Source organism: Paraburkholderia sp. HD33-4, from assembly GCF_021390635.1.
In the GTDB taxonomy this organism is placed as follows: Bacteria; Pseudomonadota; Gammaproteobacteria; order Burkholderiales; family Burkholderiaceae; genus Paraburkholderia.
On record NZ_JAJEJS010000002.1, the window covers coordinates 139,070 to 157,620 of the forward strand.

17 protein-coding genes are annotated in these 18,551 nt (G+C 65.5%); 5 read left to right on the top strand and 12 right to left on the bottom strand.

Features of this window, described 5'->3' with window-relative positions:
* Positions 1-41: 41 nt before the first annotated feature.
* The 7 genes from L0U84_RS20530 to L0U84_RS20560 all read right to left on the bottom strand — a co-directional run bounded on the left by L0U84_RS20530 (position 42) and on the right by L0U84_RS20560 (position 9,358).
* On the bottom strand, positions 42-629 hold the full coding sequence (locus tag L0U84_RS20530) for a DUF4337 domain-containing protein (protein WP_129956209.1): 588 nt from the start codon (positions 627-629) through the stop codon (positions 42-44).
* 99 nt (positions 630-728) lie between these two features.
* Complete coding sequence (locus L0U84_RS20535; protein ID WP_233852262.1) at positions 729-905, bottom strand: DUF1427 family protein; 177 nt, start codon at positions 903-905, stop codon at positions 729-731.
* 30 nt (positions 906-935) lie between these two features.
* The gene (locus tag L0U84_RS20540) at positions 936-1,904 is read right to left on the bottom strand and encodes a quinone oxidoreductase family protein (protein ID WP_233852263.1); all 969 of its coding nucleotides are present in this window, start codon (positions 1,902-1,904) and stop codon (positions 936-938) included.
* A gap of 145 nt (positions 1,905-2,049) precedes the next feature.
* Positions 2,050-5,127: an efflux RND transporter permease subunit gene (locus L0U84_RS20545; RefSeq protein ID WP_267939940.1), complete on the bottom strand. Its 3,078-nt coding sequence runs from the start codon at positions 5,125-5,127 to the stop codon at positions 2,050-2,052.
* 16 nt (positions 5,128-5,143) lie between these two features.
* Positions 5,144-6,295: an efflux RND transporter periplasmic adaptor subunit gene (locus tag L0U84_RS20550; protein ID WP_233852264.1), complete on the bottom strand. Its 1,152-nt coding sequence runs from the start codon at positions 6,293-6,295 to the stop codon at positions 5,144-5,146.
* A 54-nt stretch (positions 6,296-6,349) separates the two neighbouring features.
* Entirely contained in the window at positions 6,350-7,939 is a 1,590-nt protein-coding gene (locus L0U84_RS20555) for an efflux transporter outer membrane subunit (RefSeq protein ID WP_233852266.1), read from the bottom strand.
* A 462-nt stretch (positions 7,940-8,401) separates the two neighbouring features.
* Positions 8,402-9,358: an AEC family transporter gene (locus L0U84_RS20560; protein ID WP_233852267.1), complete on the bottom strand. Its 957-nt coding sequence runs from the start codon at positions 9,356-9,358 to the stop codon at positions 8,402-8,404.
* 144 nt (positions 9,359-9,502) lie between these two features.
* Between L0U84_RS20560 and L0U84_RS20565 the strand changes: the two genes are divergently transcribed.
* Complete coding sequence (locus L0U84_RS20565) at positions 9,503-10,369, top strand: LysR family transcriptional regulator (protein WP_233852268.1); 867 nt, start codon at positions 9,503-9,505, stop codon at positions 10,367-10,369.
* Between the two features lie 21 nt (positions 10,370-10,390).
* Here the strand turns inward: L0U84_RS20565 and L0U84_RS20570 are convergent, their stop codons facing one another.
* Complete coding sequence (locus L0U84_RS20570; protein WP_233852270.1) at positions 10,391-11,053, bottom strand: VC0807 family protein; 663 nt, start codon at positions 11,051-11,053, stop codon at positions 10,391-10,393.
* A gap of 270 nt (positions 11,054-11,323) precedes the next feature.
* Positions 11,324-12,058 (bottom strand): GNAT family N-acetyltransferase, encoded by a 735-nt coding sequence (locus L0U84_RS20575; RefSeq protein WP_233852272.1) that lies wholly within the window; start codon positions 12,056-12,058, stop codon positions 11,324-11,326.
* Between the two features lie 126 nt (positions 12,059-12,184).
* Between L0U84_RS20575 and pdxR the strand changes: the two genes are divergently transcribed.
* From pdxR to L0U84_RS20590, 3 genes are all read left to right on the top strand, one after another.
* Positions 12,185-13,837 (top strand): MocR-like pyridoxine biosynthesis transcription factor PdxR, encoded by a 1,653-nt coding sequence (gene pdxR, locus L0U84_RS20580; RefSeq protein ID WP_233852274.1) that lies wholly within the window; start codon positions 12,185-12,187, stop codon positions 13,835-13,837.
* A gap of 231 nt (positions 13,838-14,068) precedes the next feature.
* Entirely contained in the window at positions 14,069-14,401 is a 333-nt protein-coding gene (locus L0U84_RS20585; protein ID WP_129956219.1) for a hypothetical protein, read from the top strand.
* 203 nt (positions 14,402-14,604) lie between these two features.
* Positions 14,605-15,186 (top strand): flavin reductase family protein, encoded by a 582-nt coding sequence (locus L0U84_RS20590; protein WP_233852275.1) that lies wholly within the window; start codon positions 14,605-14,607, stop codon positions 15,184-15,186.
* A gap of 6 nt (positions 15,187-15,192) precedes the next feature.
* Here L0U84_RS20590 and L0U84_RS20595 read toward each other — a convergent pair whose 3' ends face one another.
* Both L0U84_RS20595 and L0U84_RS20600 read right to left on the bottom strand, forming a co-directional pair.
* Positions 15,193-15,690 (bottom strand): GNAT family N-acetyltransferase, encoded by a 498-nt coding sequence (locus tag L0U84_RS20595; RefSeq protein ID WP_233852276.1) that lies wholly within the window; start codon positions 15,688-15,690, stop codon positions 15,193-15,195.
* A gap of 2 nt (positions 15,691-15,692) precedes the next feature.
* The gene (locus L0U84_RS20600) at positions 15,693-16,244 is read right to left on the bottom strand and encodes an outer membrane protein assembly factor BamB family protein (protein ID WP_233852278.1); all 552 of its coding nucleotides are present in this window, start codon (positions 16,242-16,244) and stop codon (positions 15,693-15,695) included.
* 535 nt (positions 16,245-16,779) lie between these two features.
* On the opposite strand from L0U84_RS20600, the gene thrS reads away from it, so the two are divergent.
* Positions 16,780-17,997, top strand: coding sequence for a threonine--tRNA ligase (thrS, locus tag L0U84_RS20605; protein WP_233852279.1), 1,218 nt, complete (start codon positions 16,780-16,782; stop codon positions 17,995-17,997).
* 78 nt (positions 17,998-18,075) lie between these two features.
* On the opposite strand, the gene L0U84_RS20610 is transcribed toward thrS, so the two are convergent.
* The gene (locus L0U84_RS20610) at positions 18,076-18,459 is read right to left on the bottom strand and encodes a hypothetical protein (RefSeq protein WP_233852281.1); all 384 of its coding nucleotides are present in this window, start codon (positions 18,457-18,459) and stop codon (positions 18,076-18,078) included.
* Between the last annotated feature and the right edge of the window lie 92 nt (positions 18,460-18,551).

Consider the following 18,551-nt stretch of genomic DNA (forward strand, 5'->3'; position numbering starts at 1 on the left):
TGACACGCTCTGGCTGAAAGAAGACATCCGATAGACCGCGCTCATAGCCCGAAAAATGCCGCGCCCGCGGTCAGGACGCCCGCTCCCGCGATGCAGTACGACAGATTGCGCAGCCAGTTCTTGCGGGTGAGCAGCGTGATCGCGCACAGCGCAATGGCGACCTGAATCAGCAGCGTCGCCTGAGCCCAGCGATGATGGCCGTGCAGCAGCCCTTCGCTGCGCGTGTCGGCGGCGACGACCTGTTTTTCGATCGCTTCGGCGTTCGCGCGGATCGGCTCTTTCTGCTGCTTGTATTTCTCGACGTCGGCGACGAACTTCGCGTGCGCGTCGCTATTGGGCGCCGACAGCGCCGCGCCGAGTTCGGCGAGGTTTTCCTTCTCGCCCTTCGCCTGGTAGTAGCTCCACTGGTTCGACGCTTCGGTCTTCTTGATCGCCGCTTCGTTCTTGTAGAACAGCGCGAGGTTTTCGGCGTTGCCGCTCTGGTAGGCGCACAGCGCGCCGATCGTCGCGAGGATCGCGGTCATCACGGCCATGCGGCTCGCGAACGGATCTGCGTCATGATGCCCGGCTTGGCCGGCGTGTTCGACGGCATGGTCGTGCGGACCATGCACTTCATATTCTTCAGACATCAGATTCTCCGAGGCAATGCTTTTATCGTTCTCGCCGGGCGGCGCGGGCGCCCGGCGGCCTCAATCTTAGCGTGTCGCGGACGGCCTGAGGCCGCGGCTTCAATGCAGCGTCGATGCGAGCCATGCGCGCACGAACGCAATCAGATGCTCGCCGCCCACGATGCCGGGCAGGCCGACGAGCGCGACCGTCGGCGGCGCGGGCGACCTCACGGCCATCACGTCGTAGAGCCCCCCGACCAGCACGCCTGCACCAAGCGACAGAACATACGCTTTCATGTTGCGGATTCCTGCGCGACAGAGGGACGGTCATTGCATGCGAATCACGACGCGCCCGCGAGTGCCGGCGGCGACCGCCTCATAGGCTTCGCGCGCGCGGGCGAGCGGGAATTCCTGCGCGATCGCCGGGCCGCTCAGCTTGCCGTCGTCGAAGCCCTGGACGAGCGCCGTCATCAGCGGCGCCGATTCCGCGACGCCGAGCTTCGCGCTGTCGACGCCGAGCAGTTGCGTCTCCTTGTGATAGAAATCGATCAGATCGAACTCGACGCGGCGCTTGCCGGTCGCGCTGATTTCGAGCACGCGGCCGCGCCGCTTCGCAAGGCTCAGCGCGGTCTCGAACGCGACGCCGCCGACTGAGTCGTAGACGACTTCCGCGCCCGCGCCGCCGGTCAGCTCGCGCACGCGTTCGGCCGCGTGTTCGTCGAGCGGCACGTAGGCGTCCATCAGGCGGCCCGCGGGTGAGGCCGGATCGAGCGGCCGGCGGTCGACGGCGATCACGCGCGCGCCTCGCGCTTTCGCGATCTGCACGACCGCGCCGCCCACACCGCCGCCCCCGCCAAGCACGGCAAGGGTCTCACCGGCCTGCAACTTTGCGTATTCGACCGTGCCGAGCCACGCGACCACGAAGTTCACGCCGATCGCCGCCGCCTCGGCGTGGCTCAAGCCGGCCGGCTTGCGCGACAGTGCCGCGACCGGAATCCGGATGTATTCGGCGTGCGTGCCGTCGCGCGTAAAGCCGATATCGCCGCCGGTGCCCCACACCTCGGCGCCGAGCCACGCGGCCGGGCCGTCCGCCACCACGCCGCTGAAGTCGCGCCCGGGTATGCGCGGCAGCACCGTGTGCTCGAAATGGCCGGACACGTTCTTGACGTCGCTCGGATTGACCGAGGCCGCCATGACCCGCACGACCGCATGCTCCGCGTCGGCTTGAGGCGTCGGCAGATCGACGTATTCGAGCACTTCGGGGCTGCCAAGAGTCTTGAACTGGATTGCTTTCATCGTGCGTGGCTCCGGTTGGTCTTGCGCCGCGTTGCGCGGCGAATGCGAATGCACGGTAGTCTAGGTGACGCGAGAAAAGGCATCAGGACAACGGCTTTCGAATTTCGGGCAACCCGCCCGCGCCGGCTGCGCAACCACCCCGGCCCTAACCCGCCTGACCCGCCTCGCCGGCCTCGCCGGCCTTCGGCGCCTGCGCATGCCGCTGATGATCCGCAGCCAGAAACATGTACATCGCCGGCACCACGAACAACGTGAACAGCGTGCCGATCGACATCCCCGTGAAGATCACGAGCCCCATCGCGTTGCGGCCCGCCGCGCCCGCGCCCGACGCGATCACGAGCGGCAGCACGCCGAGCACCATCGCCGCGGTCGTCATCAGGATCGGGCGCAGCCGCACGCCGGCGGCTTCCTCGACCGCTTCGCGCTTGGTGCGGCCCGCGCGCTGCAATTCGTTGGCGAACTGCACGATCAGAATGCCGTGCTTGCTGACTAGCCCCATCAGCGTGACGAGGCCGACCTGCGTGTAGATGTTCAGCGTGGTCAGGCCGATGTTGATGAAGATCAGCGCGCCGAACAACGCCATCGGCACTGAGATCAGGATCACGATCGGATCGCGGAAGCTCTCGAATTGCGCCGCGAGCGCGAGGAACACGATGATCGTCGCGAGCAGCAGCGTGATGACGAAGCCGCCCGACTCCTGCACGAACTGGCGCGACTCTCCCGAGTAATCGGCCGAATAGCCGGCCGGTGCGACCTGCGCGGTCGCCTTGCGCAGAAAGTCGAGCACCTGGCCTTGCGACACGCCCGGCACGGTCACGCCGGAGATCGTCGCCGAGTTCAACTGCTGGAAGTGATTGATCGATTCGGGCACGACGCTGTGCTTCAGATGCGCGACCGTCGAGGCCGGAATCACGCTGCCGTCCGGCGTGCGCAGATAGTAGTCGAGCACCTGCGACGGATTGAGCCGGTCGGTCTGCAGCACCTGCGGAATCACCTTGTAAGAGCGTCCCGCGATCGAGAAGTAGTTGACGTAGCCGCCACCCAGCGCCGAACCGAGCGCCTGTCCGACGTCGCTTTGCGACAGCCCGAGGGAGGCCACCTTGTCGCGGTCGACGACGAGCACCGCTTCCGGCTTGTCGATCTTCAGGTCGCTGTCGACGAAGAAGAACATGCCGCTCTCGCGCGCTTTTTCGAGCACCGCTTGCGACACCTCGTTGAGGTTTTCAAACGGCTCGGTCGTGCTGATCACGAACTGCACCGGCAAGCCCTGCGAGCCCGGCAGCGGCGGAAACTGGAATGCCGCTACGCGCGCGCCGGCGATCTGATTCCACTTCTGCTGCAACTCCTGCTGCAGCACGGTCGCGTTCTTGCCGCGCTGATCCCAGGTCTTGAACAGCACGCCGCCGATGCCCTGGTTGATGGTGGGCGAGCCCGTCAGCTGGAACATCTGCGCGTATTCGGGCAGCGACTTCGACGCGTCGTACACCTGATCCGCGTAGGTCTGCATCTGCTGGATCGTCGCGTTGGGCGGTCCGATGATCTGCGACAGCACGACGCCCTGGTCTTCCTGCGGCGCGAGTTCGGACTGCGAGGTCATGAACAGATACACGGTGCCGCACAGCAGCAGCGCGCCCATGATCACGAACACCGGCCAGGTATCGAGCGTCGCATGCAACAGGCGGCCGTAGCCGCGATGCACGCGCTCGAACTGGCGGTCGACGAAACGCGCGAAACGCCCCGACTCCTGCTCGGTGCGAAAGAAGCGCGAGCACATCATCGGCGACAACGTGAGTGCGATCACGCCCGACACCGTCACCGCGCCCGCGAGCGTGAACGCGAACTCGGTGAAGAGCGCGCCCGTCAGCCCGCCCTGGAAGCCGATCGGCGCGTAGACGGCGATCAGCACGACGGTCATCGCGAGGATCGGGCCGCCGAGTTCGCGCGCGGCGATCAGCGCGGCGTCGAACGGCGTCTTGCCTTCGTGCTTCATGTGCCGATCGACGTTCTCGACGACGATGATCGCGTCGTCCACGACGAGCCCGATCGCGAGCACGAGCGCGAGCAGCGTCAGCAGATTGATCGAATAGCCGAGCGCCTGCATCACGAAGAACGTGCCGATCAGCGACAGCGGCATCGCGATCAGCGGCACGATCACCGCGCGGAAGCTGCCGAGAAACAGGAAGATCACGATGGTCACGATCACGAGCGCTTCGACGAGCGTCTTGATCACTTCCTTGATCGCGGTGTTCACGAAGTCCGTCGCGTCATAAACGATGTCGCCCGTCATGCCGGTCGGGAACTGCCTCTGCAGATCGGGGAACACGGTTTTCACGCGCTTGGCCACGTCGAGAATGTTCGCGTCGGGCGCGACCTTGATGCCGATGAACACCGAACGCTTGCCGCTGAACGCGACGTTGAAGTCGTAGCTGTCGGCGCCGAGCACGACGTTCGCGACATCCTCGAGACGCACGATCGAGCCGTTCTTCTGCTTGACGACGAGCTGCTTGAAATCGTCGACGGTATGCAGGTCCGTACCCGCTTCCAGGTCGACGCTGACCATCTGCCCTTTCGTCGTGCCGAGCGTCGCGAGATAGTTGTTGTTGCCGAGCGCGGTGTACACGTCGCTCGCGCTCACGCCATGGGCGGCGAGCCGCGCCGAATCGAGCCACGCGCGCATCGCGAACTGCCGGCCGCCGAGCACTTCGGCGGTCTGCACGCCCTGGATCGAATCGAGCTTCGGCTTGACCACGCGCAACAGGTAGTCGGTGACGTTGTTGCTCGGCAGCACGCTGCTGTAGAAGCCCATGTACATCGCGTCGGTGGTCTGCCCGGTCTGCACCGTCAGCACCGGCTGCTGCGCCTGCGGCGGCAGCTGGTTGCGCACCGAGCCGATCTGCGTGTTGATCTCGGTCAGTGCGCGGTTCGCATCGTAGTTCAGGCGTAGCGTGGCGATGATCGTCGACACGCCCGTGATGCTCGTCGACGACATGTAGTCGATGCCCTGCGCCTGCGCGATCGCCGCTTCGAGCGGCTGCGTGATGAAGCCGGCGATGGTGTCGGAGTTCGCGCCGTAGTAGGCCGTCGTGATCGTGACGACCGCGTTTTCGGTCTGCGGATACTGGCTGACTTTCAGCACCGCGAGCGCACGCACCCCGAGCACGAGGATCAGCAGGCTCACGACCGAAGCGAGTACCGGCCGGCGGATGAAGATGTCCGTGAACATGATCGGGCGGCCTCGCTTATTGTTCCTGCGGCGTCGGATTCGGACTGTCCGACGGCTGGACGCGATTGTCGATGATCAGCGGCGTGCCGTTCTTCAGCTTGATCTGGCCGCTCGTCACGACCTGCGTACCGTCGTCGACACCCTTCAGAATCGCCACCTGGTCGCCGCGCGTCGGCCCCGGCGTCACGAACACCTGCTGCGCGACGGGCAGCGTCTTGCCTTGCGCGTTGGGCTGCGTGCCCGGCTTCACGACGAATACGGTCGCGCCGTACGGGTTGTAGGTGATCGCCGTTTGCGGCAGCGTCAAGTGGCGCTCCTCGGCGCCCGAGTCGATCTTCACGTTCGCGTACATGCCGGGCAGCAGCTTGCGCTCGTGATTGTCGACGCTCGCTTCGATCTGCACGTTGCGCGTCGCGCTGTCGACTTTCGGGCTCATCGACTGGATCTTGCCGGTGAAGGCCCGTCCGCTGTACGCGTTGGTATCGACGCTGACGGTTGCGCCGATCGCGAGCTGGCCGAGCTGTTGTTGCGGCACCGAGAAGTCGGCGTAGATCGGATCGATCGCTTGCAGCGTGACGATCGCATCGCCGGGATTCAGGTATTGCCCCGGATTGATCGTCGTGATGCCGAGGCGCCCCGCGAATGGCGCGCGAATCGTCTTCTTGTCGACGAGCGCCTGCTGCGCCGCGACCTGGGCCTTCTTGCCCTTGAGGTCGGCCGCGTCGGCGTCGAGCTGGGCCTTGGCGATCGCCTTGATGTCGTACTGCGCGCGATCGCGCTCGTAGACCGTCTGCGCGAGTTCGGCCGCGGCCTGCAGCGATTGCAGCAGCGCGACGTCGCCGTCGGCGTTCAGTCTGACGAGGATCTGCCCGGCTTTCGCTTCCTGCCCCGACACGAACGCGACCTCGCGCACGAGTCCGGCGACTTCCGTCGTCACGTCGACGCCGCGCACCGCGCGCAGGCTGCCGACCGCCGTGAGCTGCGGCTGCCACGACTGATAGCTGACCACCACCGCCGATACCGTCGCCGGCGGCGCGGTGTTGCCCGCCATGAACTTCGCGAACATGTGCGCGCGGAACAGGTTGAAGCCGACCAGCGCGGCGAGCAGCAGGCCGACGCAGATCAACATGATCACCATCCGCTTCGTCATCGGTTTTCTTTCGGCCATCGTGATGTCCTTGCTCGGCTTGGGGCGAGGGCTGAGGGTTGCGTCAGGGCACGGTCAATGTGGCGTTGCGGCGGTTGCTGTAGTTGCTGACGACGAATTCGACGCGCTCGCCGACCCGCTCGCCGACCCGCTCGCCGACGCGGCCGCCGGTGCGGCCGCGGACTCGGGCGCCGCGGCATTCCACCAGCCGCCGCCGAGCGCCTGGAACAGCGCCGCCGTATCGGCGTAACGCGCTGCCTGCGCCTGCGCGAGACTCACGACCGTTTGCTGATACTGGCGTTGCGCGTCGAGCAGCGCGATGTAGCTGACGCCGCCGACGCGATACTGGCCGCGCGTCAGTTCGAGCGAATCGCCCGCGGCGCGCGATGCGTCGGTTTGCGCCTTGAGGCCGGTCGCGTCGTGTTCGAGCGCGCGCAGCGTGTCGGCGACGTTCTGGAACGCGAGCAGCACCGTCTCGCGGTATTGCGCGCCGGCCTGCTCGTAGGCGGCTTCGGCCGCGCGCTTCTGCGCGCTCAGCTGGCCACCGTGAAAGACCGGTTGCAGCAGGCCCGCGCCGATGCTCCAGATCGTGCTGCCCGCCCTGAGCACCTGCGCGGGCGTCAACGCCTCGGCGCCATAGCTCGCGGACAGCGTGATCTGCGGATACATCGCCGCGGTCGCGACGCCGACCTGCGCGCTCGCCTGATGCAGCGTGGCGTCGGCGGCGAGGATGTCGGGGCGCTGGTGCACCAGCGACGACGGCAGGCTCACGGGCAGGGTGTCGGGCAGCGAGAACATGTCGAGCGTGAATTCGGGCACGCCGGTGTCGCTCGGCAGCTTGCCGGCGAGCACCGCAAGCTGGTGGCGCGCCTGATCGAGCTGCTGGGAGAGCGGCGGCAGCGTCGCGCGGGTCTGCGCGAGCAGCGTTTCCTGTGCGAGCACGGCCGCGCGGCTCACGCCGCCGAGCGAGAATTGCTGGTCGAGCAGGGTCAGCTGCTGCTGTTCCTCGGTGGCGATCCGCTCGGTCGCGTCGATTTGCGCGCGCACCGACGCTTCCTTGACCGCGGCGGTCACGATATTGGCCGAGATCGCGAGCCAGGCGGCCTGCAGCTGGAAGCGCTGATAGTCGATCTGCGCATGCAGCGCTTCGAGTTCGCGCCGCGCGCCGCCGAACACGTCGAGCTTGTACGAGACGTTGACCGACGCGTTGTAGAGATTGAATTCCTCGACGAGGCCGGGCTCGCCGAACGCGATGCCGTTGAGCTTTTCGCGCGTGGCGCCCAGTTGCGCGTCGACGCTCGGCAGCAGGGTGCCGCCCGCCTGCGCGGTGTAATTCTCGCGGGCCTGGCGCAACGCGGCCTGCGCCGCGGCCATGTTCGGACTATTGGCGATGGCCTCGCGGATCAGCGCGTCGAGCGGTTCGCAATGAAACAGCGTCCACCATGCGGCGGGAATGTCCTGGGCCGGTGCGAAACGCTGCGGCAGGCCGGCGGGGCCGGGCGCGGAGGCGGTCTGGTCGGGCAGTGGCGTGGCGGTGAAGGTGTCGGTGGCCGGCGCGGGCGGCGCGTGATAGTCGGGGCCGACCATGCAGCCGGCCAGCGCGACGCAGCTGCACAGCGCAACGTAGAGGCGCCGCCAGACAATACGCTGACTCACGTCGATCATCGATCTACCTTGTATCGCCAGTGGCGGGTGGACCGGATGAAGATGTTCAGGTCACCCGAACGTTCTTGGAGTTGTCTTGCCGACGCTGGAATTTACCATGCACGGCGCGAACCGCGCTTGGCCTCGCGTGCGCTGGCTGACGAAGGCGGATACGAGATCACGTAGGAGGGCGGTGATGCCGGGCGGCGCTGCCCGCTGTCTGCCGCGGCCGGCGGGGCAGACAGGAAAATTTCACGGATTCGGGCGCGCTATACGAACTTGCTCGAACCGGCGCCGGCGGTCGTCGGGTCTGGTGTGATGAATCTGATCGGCGTGCTGGTTGACGGCATTTCGGTGGCGTTTGCGCTCGTCACGATTCTGCCTCCCGACGTATTGACCCCGCCGCACCCGAGCCCAACGTCACCCCCGGCGGTCCGTTTGCGAAGCATAGCGCGGCGGCGGTACGGACCGCATCCCGGGCCCTCAGCTTTGATGACCCATCACCATCAGCAGCAACGACAGCGTCACCACCGAACCGAGCGTCGAGAGCAGGATCGTGCGCGACGTAATGTGCGCTTCGCGCTGATAGAACTCGGCGAGCATGAATGGGCCGGTGCCGGTCGGCAGCGCGGCAAGCACGACGGCCATTTCGACCAGCATCGGCGCAAGCCCGAATACGCGAGCCGCAAGCCACCAGGTCAACGCCGGTTGTACGACCAGCTTGACGCCGGTCAGCAGCAGCGAGATGCCGCCGGCGCCCGCTTCCTGTTCGGTTTGGTTCGGACGCTTTTCCGCAAGGAACAGCCCGAGGCTCACGAGCGCGCACGGACTCGCCGCGCCGGCCAGCAGCTTCAGAAATGTCTCCGCGCTCGCGGGCAGCGTCACATGCAGACTCGCGAGCGCGACGCCCGCGAGCGGCGACACGATCAGCGGATTGCGCGCGAGCGAGCGCAGCACCTTCAGGCCGAGCTTGTGCGGCATGCGCTCGGTTTGCAGGCCGATTTCGATCAGCACGATCGCGACCGCGAACAGCACGCAAGCGACGAGGATCGTCGCGATCGTGGTCGGCGTCAGGCTCGCGTGGCCGAACGCGATCATGCCGAGCGGAAAGCCGATGTAGCCGGTGTTCGGATACGAGGCCGCGATCGCGTCGACGCTGGCGTCGGCCAGATGCCGGCCGCTCAGAAGACGCAGCGCGAGGATCAACGCGAACACGCTCACGCACGCAATCGAAAACGTCGCGACGAAAGCCGGCTGATACAGCTGGCGCCATGTGGCGTGCGCCATCGTGTCGAACAGCAGCGCGGGCAGCGCGAGCCAGACGACGAAGCGATTCAGTTCGGACGCGGAGTTCGGTCCGAGCACGCCGCGTCGACGGCACGCGAAGCCCGCGAAAATGAGGCCAAAAACGGGAAGGAGGATTTCGAGCGTGGCTAGCATCGGTGCAAAAGGGGAAGTACGGGCGTGCGCGGAACGGTGACGGAACTGAAGACCCGCCAGCGTAGCGAATTGCGTTGATACAATCCAATACTGTGTTGAAGGGCCGACAATACCTTTTTTGCATCGTCAATCCACGGGGGTGTCGTGATCGATGTCAAACCGCTGCGCTACTTCGTGACGCTCGCCGAAACGCGTCATTTCGGCCGGGCGGCGGCGCGGCTCAATCTGTCGCAGCCGCCGCTGAGCCGGCAGCTCGCGGCGCTGGAGGCGAGCCTCGGCGTCACACTGATCGAGCGCAGTCCGCGCAGCGTCACGCTGACCGCGGCGGGCGAGCGCTTTTACGCGGACGCGAAGGCGATTCTCGCGTCGCTCGAACAGGCGGTCAGTAACGCCAGGGCCGCCGCGCACGGCGAGGCCGGCAAGCTCGAAATCGGCTTCACGATGTGCTCGGCTTACAGCGTCGTCCCCGGCTATGCGCGAGTGTTCGGCGCCGCGTATCCGGAGGTCGAGCTGAAGCTGCGCGAGGTCGTATCGAACGATCTGGCCGCGCAGCTGCTCGCCGGCCACATCGACGCGGCGATCATGTTCCCGACCGTGCCCGACAAGTCACTCGCAACGCGCACGGTGCTCACCGAGCCGCTATGCGTCGCGCTGTCGCGCAGCCATCCGCGCGCGCGGGCGCGTCGGTTGAAGATCGCGCAGCTGGCGGGCGAGCCGTTCGTGCTCGCCCTGGAAGAAGTCGCGCCGGGCCTGCGCGCGACGATTCTCGAGCATTGCCGCTCGGGCGGCTTCGAGCCCGACATCCGCTTCGAGGTGCAGTTGCAGCAGACAGTGCTGAGTCTCGTCGACGAAGGCGTGGGCGTCGCGCTGGTGCCGTCGTCGATGCGCAAGGCGCAGCTCGCGGGCGTGGTGTTCCGGCCGCTCGCCGACGCGCCGCTGATCGAGCAGGTGCTCGCGTGGTCGCCGGCGAATCGGAATCCCTGTTTGGCGAGGTTTCTGGAGTTGGCGTGAATGGACCGCCGGCGCAGTCGGTCACGCACGCGCCGGCGAACCCGCGGGCGCGGGCTCGTCGGCGGGATAGCGCTGCGCGTCCTGTTTGATGCGTCGGCGAATCAGGAACGTCCACAGCGTCAGCACCGCGTACACACCGTAACGCAGCGCCATGGATGCGAGCGCCGAGCGCGGATCGTTCGGCCAATGCAGCACGATCGCGCTGCGCACGATGTTCTCGCCGATCATGCCGACTCCCCACACGAGTGTCATCAGACGGATATAGGCAGCGAGCTTCGGACGATTCCGCCAATGTCGCTCGAACAACTCGGCGCTGCGATGGTCTTCGCGCGACATCGTCGAGCGCGCCAGGTAGAACACGATCGGCTTGCGCAGCGCGAGCGACGCGAGAAACGTGATGCCGATAAAGCCCGACACCATCGGATCTTCGATCATTAGCAGACGCGCATCGCTGAAGACGAGGCTCGCGGCAAGCGCCGGCAGCACGCCTGCGAGCACCAGTGCGCTCAGCGCGTCGAAGTGGTGATAACGCAGCAAATCCACCGTCATCCATGCGATCAGCGGCATCGCCGATGCGGCGAGCGCACCCACCTGCCCCCAGTGCGGAAATGCGAGCCGGTAGGCAAGCCAGGGTAGCGCGACGTTGACGAGCAATGCGCTCAGGTAGCGCAGGCGGGATTTCATCGGCTGGGCAGCAGCGGTATGGAAGAAAGCACGCGTTGCGCATGCTGGTGCCGCGCTGAGGATCGCGTCGGCACGGGGGCGCAAACGTATGTGGGCAGTGTAGAGCGAAGTTGCTTCGGCCGCTGGGGTTGGCGGCGCGCAGCGAAGGGCTGGCGGAAGCGCGCTCTGCCGGGCGCGCGTCGTATCGTTCGGAGACCGTAGCATCGGGGCGTCCGCAGGGGCGCGCCGCGTGCGGGGGCATCGGCGGCGCGCTGATTCGATCGTCTGGTTCTACCGGGCCTCGTCCGCTGCTCGCCGCTGCGCGATCAGATCGGCGAGCCGCTCGACCTGCTGCCCTTGCGCATCGAAATTGCCCGCGTCGAGCCACCGCTGGTAGCACGAGCGCAACGCCGGCCATTCGCTGTCGATGATCGAAAACCAGGCCGTGTCGCGATTGCGCTCGCGGTAGACGATCGCCTGGCGGAAGATCCCCTCGAACGTGAATCCATAGCGCAGCGCGGCCTTGCGCGACGGCTCGTTCAGCGAATCGCACTTCCATTCGAAGCGCCGGTAGCCGAGCTTGTCGAACACTTCGCCGAGCAACAGGCACATCGCCTCGGTCGCGATGCGCGTGCGCTTGAGCCGCGGCGAATACGTGACGTGGCCCACTTCGATCACGCCGTTGGCCGGATCGATCCGCATCAGCGACAGCGTGCCGACCGGCTTGGCCGTGGCGAGGTCGATCACCGCGTAGTGCAGCGGATCTTTCGATGCCGCCATCCGCGTCAGATGTTCGCGATAGGTCGCGAGGCTGTCGAACGGGCCGACCGCCAGGTAGGTCCAGTCGCGGCCGTCGGCGGCCGAGCGGTACGCGTCGAAGAGGTCGGCCGCGTGGCGCTCGACATCGACCGGTTCGAGCCGGCAATAGCGGCCGCTCAGCGGCTCGCGGCCCGGCGGCTGCGCGCCGTGCCAGCCCGGCACGGGCTTGCCGATCGCCTGGCCGTAGTCGTTGCGTGTGGGTTCCATGTCTGTTCTCCTGTCGATGAATGGGCGATGCCGGAGGATGCCGATGCGTGTCGATGCAGGAACGATACGACAAACGTGGTATGTTCAAAAGATCCACGACACGCTTATTCGATAGGTCCAGCCACCATGATCGAAATCATCGGGCCACTCGTCCATGCGGACGACGCCTTCGCCGCGAGCGGCGCCAGTGGGTCCACGCGGCCCGCGCCGCTGCAAAAGCAGCTGATCGAAGGTCTGCAGCAGGCGATTCTCGGCGGTCGTCTGCCGGCCGGGTCGGTGCTGCCGTCGTCGCGGCTGCTCGCCGCCGAAATGGGCGTGTCGCGCAATACGGTCGTGATCGCTTACGAGCATCTCGCCGCGGTCGGCTATGTGATCGCCGATCGCCAGGGCACGCGCGTGAGCCCGCTGTCGAGCCCCGCCGCGCGCGGCGAGCGGGCCGCGGCGTCGGCTGCGCCGGAGGTCGCGTACGCGGCGCGCGTCGAGCAGTTCGCGGCGTCGCACAATCACGCCGACAACGCGTATGCGCTGACCCCCGGCACGCCCGCGCTCGACCGTTTCCCGCTTGCCGCATGGCGGCGCGCGCTCGAACGGGCGATGGAGCGCGCCTTACCGCGTGCGCTCGGCTACGGCACGCCGGCTGGGGAGCCCGTGTTGCGTGACGCGATCGCCGCGCATCTGCGGATGGCGCGCGGCGTGCGCTGCGATGGGGCGCAAGTCGTGATCACCGAGGGCGCGCAGGAAGCACTGAACCTGTGCGTGCGGCTGCTGACCGATCCCGGCGATATCGCATGGGTCGAGGACCCCGGCTATCGCGGCGCGAAGGCCGCTTTCAACGCGGGCGACTTGCGCATGCTGCCGATTCCCGTCGACGCCGAAGGCATGGCCGTGCCGGCCGACGCGTGGCGCACGCATCCGCCGAAGCTGATCTACACGTCACCCGCGCATCAGTATCCGACGGGCGCGGTGCTTTCGGTAGCGCGGCGGCTCGAGCTGATTACCCGGGCGCGAAGCTGCGGCGCGTGGCTGATCGAGGACGATTACGACGGTGAGGTGCGCCACACCGGCGAGCCGATCGCGAGTATGCAGGGACTCGTCGACGGGGCGCCCGTGCTGTACGTCGGCTCGTTCAGCAAGACGATGTTTCCGGCGCTGCGGATCGGCTTCGTCGTGCTGCCTCGCGCGATTGCCGCGCACGCTGCTGTTGCGCTGCAAGAGATGCTGCGCGGCGGCCATCGGCTGGAGCAGCTGGCGCTCGCGCATTTCATCGAAAGCGGCGAGTTCGGGCGGCATCTTGGGCGGATGCGGCGTCTGTACCGCGAGCGCCAGCAGGCGCTGCGCGACGCGCTGGCCGAGCATTTTCCGGCGGCGACGATTCTCGGCGGCGATTGCGGCATGCATTTGACGCTGCGGCTGCCCGCATCGCTCGACGATCGCGCGCTCACGGCGCGGGCGCAGGCGCGGGGGCTCAGTCCGCGCGCGCTGTCGGGCTTCGCGATGGAGGCGTCGGCGCAGACGAACGGGCTCGTGATCGGGTACGGCAATACGGAGGTGGAGCGCTTGGGGCCTGCGGTGCAAGCGCTGGCGGAGTTGGTGCGGGAGATGGAGGGAGAGGCACGACCGGCTGTGAAGCGAGCGGCAAAACCGAAGGCAGAACCGACGGCGAAACCGACGGCGAAACCGACGGCGAAACCCGTCGGACAAGCCACCGGAAAACCCAGCTCCCGGCCCCGCAAAAAGCCCACCCCGCAACCCCGTACGTCCGCCAACCCGGACATGTAAGTTTTACGTTTGTCCGCCTGGCCCATGTCGCGCTATCGTGTCATATGCGCGGCGACTTCGCAGTTCCGATGTGCTGGTTTGCCCGCATGTGCCGCGGTTGGCCGCCCTGTCGCGCGGGATGCTCGCGCGACACGCGCAGCGCCCGCCGCGTCGTGGGCGTAGCGCCGGCGATGGGCACGAACAATGCATTGACCGTGGTTATCGATGACGATCTATCCGACCGGAGACGACATGAAGGAAATCGAACCGACCCCGTGGTTTGACCTTGCGATCCATACGCCCGCGCGCGAAGGCTGGTACGAGGTGCAGTTGGCGAGCGGGGACACGGCGTTTGCAAAATTTGGCGACGGCGTGTGGACCGAAAAGCCGTTGCTCGTATTCACGCATTGGCGCGGCCTGTCCGCCGATCCGTCGAAAGCCGCGGACGGCGCGGCCGAGTCGGTCAGCGCCGAAGCCACCGCGGCGCAGGGCGTGCGCGCCGCCTGGAACGCGTTCTTCCCGGGCCTCGGCGACGAGCAGCACAAGCCGCTCAATGCGGTGCCGAACGGCAAGGCGCATCATTGAGGGTGCCTTGAAGCTCGCTTGAAGTCTGATCGGGCGGCGGCTTGAGGCTGCCGCCCGGCGGTTCGATTCGGCCGCCATCCGCGCGCGGTTCGCGCGGTTCGAATCGCCCTCGTATCGCCCTCGTATCGCTCGGCCCTGCGCCGCACCGCATTTGTCCCGCCCCGCTACAATCGGCGTCATCCTTTCGACGCAATCACGATGCCATGAACGCCACCCGAGAACCCGTGGAACTGTCGCGCGCGACTCAACTGCTCAATCACGGACCGGTCACGCTGATCACGAGCGCGCACGCTGGTCGATCGAACGTGATGGCCGCGTCATGGGCAATGCCCCTCGATTTCAATCCGCCAAAGGTGGTGGTCGTCGTGGATGGCCGCACGCTGACGCGCCGCCTGATCGAAGCGAGCGGCGTGTTCGGGCTGCAACTGCCGAGTCGCGGTTTCGCCGCGCAAACGCTCGCGGTCGGCACGCACCCGGGCATCGAACTCGACAAATTCTCCGCGTTCGATCTCAAGACCTTCCGCGCGCAGGAAATCGACGTGCCGATGCTCGACGGCTGCATCACGTGGATGGAGTGCAAAGTGATTCCGGACGACAGCCAGCGGCACGATCTGATCATCGGCGAGGTGGTGGCCGCGTATGCGGATAGCCGCGTGTATTCGCACAACCGCTGGCATTTCGGCGACGATCCCGACCTGCGCACATGCCATTACGTGGCCGGCGGCACCTTCTTCGCGACGGGCGACGCGTTCGAGGTGGCGCCCGTCGCGGCTCCGGTGCGGTGAGCGGGCTTAGGTGTTCCGTTCGGTTTCGCCTTCGGCGAATGCTTTGAGCGCATCGCCCGCGAGACGGTAACGCACCCATTCGCTTTGCGGCTCCGCGCCGATCGACTTGTAGAAGCCGATGGCCGGCTCGTTCCAGTCGAGCACGCTCCATTCGAAGCGGCCGCAGCCCGTTTCGCAGGCGATTTGCGCGAGATGGCGCAGCATCTGTTTGCCCGCGCCGCTGCCACGCGAGGCGGGCGAGACGTACAGGTCTTCCAGATAAAGCCCCTGCTTGCCGAGCCACGTCGAATACGAAAAGAAGTACACGCAAAAGCCGACGGGCTCGCCGTCCATTTCGCAGATCAGCGCTTGCGCGGGCGCGCCCGCGGAAAACAGGCTCTTCTCGATGTCTTTGACGCCGGCAACGACTTCGTGCTCGGCTTTCTCGTAGATCGCGAGTTCGGTGATGAAGTGCAGGATCAGCGTGGCGTCGGAAGCGGTGGCGGGGCGGATGTGGATCGTCAAGGCTAAGTGCTCGGTGAGTTCGGTGGTGACTCCTGGCCGGCTGGCGGTACGCGCCAAATGCGCCGGCGTCGGAACAGACTCACATCGTAGCAAAGTGACGAAGGCCCCGCGTCGTTCTTGTCGACGGCAAAGACCGGGGCCGGTTGCGGACTCGACAGTTTGCCGCTTTGATTGCCACGTATGAGTACGTTTCCAGAGATCGCGGGCGTGGCGCGGGCGTAGTCGTTAGGGATGTCCGTATATGACGAGACGAGGTTCTTCCAGATAACCTTGCCGGTCTTCCTGTCGACCTTGTAGAGATAGCCCGCGGAATCCGGGAAATAGGCGTAGCTGTCGTCGAGTGCGGGGGTCGCCGTCACGTTTCCGACTGTGTCAGTTGCCCATAGCTTGTGAAGGGACCCGGCTGTCTTCGGACTGATCGCCGATTCACTCGCCTGATTTCGGGCGTTCATCAAGCCGTTACCCGAGGTCGTCCAATCGGTCGCATAGGCGATGCCGCTCGTTGTCAAACCGAATAGCAGCGCACACGTTGAACACAACGTGTTGGTTTTCATGTGGTCTCCTCCGAATTAGTTTTGGAAAAATTCGTTCGCGATTTTGCGAAGCATGAATAACGATGCTTAAGAAGACTAAGTGATTCGACGACAAGTGGGTCATCAATTCATATTCAATCGAATGCGTTAAAACATCTTGACTGCAATCATCGATTGATGAGAGGCAGGTATGAATGCGTGTTCGCTGCACCTGGATATCAACCAGCTCTTTGCCGTGTAGCGCAATGAGGATCGAGAACACGTCCACACTCTCGGCGCACTCATGGCGATTGACGCTTCCCATCGAAATGGTTTACTGTCGATCCATGAACCTCTACTTTCTTTCCCTCTCTGCCGTCACCACCACGACGACCACCTTCACAGGCGGGTCGTCTGGAGATTGCGCGCGCTAGCAGGAAAGTACGAAAAGTACGAGCAGCAGTGTCAAATCCCCAAAGGCCCCGCCGAAAACGGACGGGGCCTTTGGCGTTTCTGGGCTCTCCGTTAGCGGCATCCATCGCGAAGATTGCGACCTTCGAACCAACGGAGCATGACCGTGAACGACATCGACCATCGTGTATTGGGCAATAAGCTCGATCTTTTCCACCAGCAGGAAGAAGGTGCCGGCATGGTTTTCTGGCACCCGCGCGGCTGGATGCTTTATTGCGTGCTCGAAGATTATGTGCGGGCCCGCATGCGTCGCGCGGGCTTTCGCGAGATTCGCACGCCGCAATTGCTGGCGCGCTCGCTGTGGGAGAAGAGCGGCCATTGGGAGAAGTTCGGTGCCGCGATGTATTCGCTCGCCGACGCCGAAGAAGGCCGCGCGCTTTGTCTGAAACCGATGAGCTGTCCTTGCCACGTGCAGGTGTTCAATCAGCGCGTGCGGTCGTATCGCGAGCTGCCGGTGCGCTATAGCGAATTTGGCGCGTGTCATCGGGACGAGCCGTCGGGGTCGCTCGAGGGCTTGAAGCGTACGCGCGCGTTCGTGCAGGACGACGCGCATGTGTTCTGCGCGGTGTCGGATATCGAGTCGGAGGTGGGGCGCTTCTGCGCGCTGCTGCGCGACGTGTATGCGGATCTCGGCTTTCCGGCGTTCACGGTTGCGCTGGCGACGCGGCCTGCTTCGCGCGCCGGCAGTGAGCAGACGTGGGATCGGGCGGAACAGGCGTTGGCCAATGCGGCGCAAGCGGCGGGACTCGAATTCGATGTACTCGCTGGAGAGGGCGCCTTTTACGGACCGAAGCTCGAATTTCATTTGATGGATAGCCGTGCGCGCAGTTGGCAGTGCGGCACGATTCAACTCGACTTCGTGCTGCCTGAGCGGCTCGAGGCGCGGTACGTCAATGAGCGCAATGAACACGAGCGTCCAGTGATGATTCATCACGCGGTGCTCGGCAGTATGGAGCGATTCATTGCGATGCTGCTCGAGCATGACGACGGGTGGATGCCGGCCTGGCTGGCGCCGGAGCAGGTCGTCGTGACCTCGATCAGCGATGCGAGTGTGGGCTATGCGCAGCAGGTCTCGCAGGCACTCGAAGATGCCGGGGTGCGGGCGGTGCTTGATGGACGGGCTGAGAGGCTGGAGAAGAAGATCGTCGATGCGAGGGAGAAGCGAGTGCCGTTTCTTGTTGTCGTGGGGAAGAAGGAGGCGAGTGAAAGGATGATTAGTGTCCGGCAGGCGAGGGATGGGACGCAGTTGGAGTTTGGGCTGGCGCAGGGACTGGCGTATTTGAGCGGGAAGGGGGTGCTGCCGCGTGGGGCGGCGACAGCGTGATGGGATGCGATTCGCGGCCTATCCGATGTGCCCGACGTTGGACCGAGTTCCGGGAGGTCGAAGCGGCTCCCGGCCGCTTCATCCTTTCGGCAACTCAGACTTACCGCGCCGCTTTCGTGGCTTGGGCTCCACGCCCACGCGCGGATCACGCTCCAGCACGAGCGCCGTGAGTTGCTCGACAGAGTCTTCAAACGAAGGATCCTCCTGCGGCACATAAAGCCATTTGCCAAGCACCGGGTGAGGCCGCAACGCGGGCATCTCGGCAATCAGAGCCGCATGGCGTTCCTGCGACGTACAGACGAGCAGCCCATTCCACGGCTTGTCGCGATCGGCGGCAACCAGACACAATAGGCCGTCTATATACGCGGCATCGCTACCAAACATCCGTCGACGCACATAAGTCGGATCGCGTTCGAACCGGTCGAAAATCCAGAGGAGAGAATTGCTGATCGAAGAGGGCATCGACGGAGGTCTCAGGAGGCGAAGGTGGACGAAGGTCAGTTTACGTAAATTCTCCCGATCCGGCAGCGAGCCGATCGAAGATCGAGCAAGTG

Bases quoted from the DNA above. Each gene is read 5' to 3' on its own strand.
- L0U84_RS20600 (WP_233852278.1), bottom strand. From the start codon at position 16,244: ATGAAAACCAACACGTTGTGTTCAACGTGTGCGCTGCTATTCGGTTTG.
- L0U84_RS20555 (WP_233852266.1), bottom strand. From the start codon at position 7,939: ATGATCGACGTGAGTCAGCGTATTGTCTGGCGGCGCCTCTACGTTGCG.
- L0U84_RS20610 (WP_233852281.1), bottom strand. From the start codon at position 18,459: ATGCCCTCTTCGATCAGCAATTCTCTCCTCTGGATTTTCGACCGGTTC.
- L0U84_RS20560 (WP_233852267.1), bottom strand. From the start codon at position 9,358: ATGCTAGCCACGCTCGAAATCCTCCTTCCCGTTTTTGGCCTCATTTTC.
- L0U84_RS20550 (WP_233852264.1), bottom strand. From the start codon at position 6,295: ATGGCCGAAAGAAAACCGATGACGAAGCGGATGGTGATCATGTTGATC.
- L0U84_RS20545 (WP_267939940.1), bottom strand. From the start codon at position 5,127: ATGTTCACGGACATCTTCATCCGCCGGCCGGTACTCGCTTCGGTCGTG.
- L0U84_RS20575 (WP_233852272.1), bottom strand. From the start codon at position 12,058: ATGGAACCCACACGCAACGACTACGGCCAGGCGATCGGCAAGCCCGTG.
- L0U84_RS20590 (WP_233852275.1), top strand. From the start codon at position 14,605: ATGAACGCCACCCGAGAACCCGTGGAACTGTCGCGCGCGACTCAACTG.
- L0U84_RS20530 (WP_129956209.1), bottom strand. From the start codon at position 629: ATGTCTGAAGAATATGAAGTGCATGGTCCGCACGACCATGCCGTCGAA.
- L0U84_RS20540 (WP_233852263.1), bottom strand. From the start codon at position 1,904: ATGAAAGCAATCCAGTTCAAGACTCTTGGCAGCCCCGAAGTGCTCGAA.
- L0U84_RS20535 (WP_233852262.1), bottom strand. From the start codon at position 905: ATGAAAGCGTATGTTCTGTCGCTTGGTGCAGGCGTGCTGGTCGGGGGG.
- L0U84_RS20570 (WP_233852270.1), bottom strand. From the start codon at position 11,053: ATGAAATCCCGCCTGCGCTACCTGAGCGCATTGCTCGTCAACGTCGCG.
- pdxR (WP_233852274.1), top strand. From the start codon at position 12,185: ATGATCGAAATCATCGGGCCACTCGTCCATGCGGACGACGCCTTCGCC.
- L0U84_RS20585 (WP_129956219.1), top strand. From the start codon at position 14,069: ATGAAGGAAATCGAACCGACCCCGTGGTTTGACCTTGCGATCCATACG.